We start from the raw sequence: 1,469 nt of genomic DNA, 5'->3' as shown, positions 1-1,469 counted from the left end.
AACTACTCTCGTCATGCAACGCGACGCGTAGATTTGGTCATCGGCGTTTCATACAAAGCCGATCTTAAGCTAACGAAGAAAGTGATTCGTGAAACGCTAGAAAAAGATCCTCGTATCTTGAAAGATCCTGATATGACTATCGGTGTTCTAACACTAGCAGATTCTTCAGTTAACTTCGTAGTGCGCCCTTGGGTTAAAACTGCGGATTACTGGGGTGTGTACTTCGATTCAATGCAAGGCATTAAAGAAGCATTGGACGAGAACGGTATCGAAATCCCATTCCCACAAATGGATGTTCATTTGAACCGTGTCGAATCTTAATTCGAACGATAGATAATCTAAAAAGCGAGGCACTAGCCTCGCTTTTTTTATATTTCAAACAGAGGGTTATTACCTATCTGTAAGAGTGGTTTTAAATGAATACCTGCAATACCGAAGGTGCGCTCTGGTAGCCCTGGTGTATAAAGCAACTCTTCGTGATGATAGAGCTTGGTATCCACCACGATCGCAACCTCTGGTGGTAAACCTATCGGGCAAACGGCACCGGGTAGGCAGCCAAGTAATTCCTGCATGAGTTCATCACAGCCAATAGAAGGTCGCTTGCCTAATATTGCTTTAATCGTTTTGGCATCAAGGCGAGAGTCTTTATCAGTAATGAACACGGCATACCCGCCACCTTTGAGTTTTAAAAACAAGCTTTTGCTATGTGTGCCTTGCCAGCCGAGTTCTTTCGCGACTTTAAGGTCGGTGTCGAAGTCGAGAATGGCTTCGTGTTGCCATTCTCGAAATGGAGTCGAGAGCGAATGCAATCGCTCTTTGTTGATGCGATAGATGTTTTCCAGTGACTCCATGTCATTCATATCCTTTGGTTTGGATTACCAGTATTTAGTGATGAGCTCGCTCGCGAGTACATAAGCAATGGTGAACATCATCAGTGCAACGGCGATATCGATGCCTTTTTTTACTTTCGGTTTAGATAGCGTAGGCCCGAGTTTTGCGGCGCCCATCGACAAGGTATAGAACCAAACAAATGACGCCATAATAGTGCCTAACGCGAAAGCGATTCGATCATGGCCTTCAAATTGTCCACCGATTGAGCCTAAGATAACAACGGTATCTAAGTACAAATGTGGGTTGAGCACAGTGACAGCTAATGCGCCTAAAATGACCGTTCGGCGTCCACGAGCTACGACTTCCCCTTTTGATTCCGATTCATTCTCTGGCTTGAATGCGCTTTTAAGCGAAAGTAGTCCATAGAAGCTCAGGAAGGCAATACCACCAAGCGTCACCGATGTCAGTAGGATTTCATTTTGAGACAGAATAGCACCACCACCAAAGATACCTAGAGAAATGAAGATCATATCTAGGACGCTACAAATAGTGGCTGTCGTCAGGTGGTGATTGCGCTTTATGCCTTGATTCAAGACATACGCATTTTGTGCTCCGATCGGAATGATCATCGATGCCCC

The 1,469-nt window shown here is 44.9% G+C and carries 2 protein-coding genes and 1 pseudogene; 1 reads left to right on the top strand and 2 read right to left on the bottom strand.

Features of this window, described 5'->3' with window-relative positions:
- Positions 1-321 (top strand): annotated as a pseudogene (locus R7E42_RS24145) (mechanosensitive ion channel domain-containing protein); the annotation flags it as partial.
- Between the two features lie 47 nt (positions 322-368).
- Here R7E42_RS24145 and R7E42_RS24140 read toward each other — a convergent pair.
- Positions 369-851: a YbaK/EbsC family protein gene (locus R7E42_RS24140; RefSeq protein ID WP_318073106.1), complete on the bottom strand. Its 483-nt coding sequence runs from the start codon at positions 849-851 to the stop codon at positions 369-371.
- 24 nt (positions 852-875) lie between these two features.
- The coding region (locus R7E42_RS24135) for a LysE/ArgO family amino acid transporter (protein WP_318073105.1) at positions 876-1,469 on the bottom strand (594 nt) is incomplete at its 5' end.

Origin of the sequence: Vibrio sp. Vb1337, from assembly GCF_033338715.1 — a bacterium.
Classification (GTDB): Bacteria; Pseudomonadota; Gammaproteobacteria; order Enterobacterales; family Vibrionaceae; genus Vibrio; species Vibrio alginolyticus.
The sequence above is the reverse complement of the archived record's forward strand: the minus strand, read 5'-3'. Positions and strand labels throughout refer to the sequence as shown.

Excerpts from the sequence above, each read along its gene's own strand:
- R7E42_RS24140 (WP_318073106.1), bottom strand. The coding sequence starts at position 851 with ATGGAGTCACTGGAAAACATCTATCGCATCAACAAAGAGCGATTGCAT.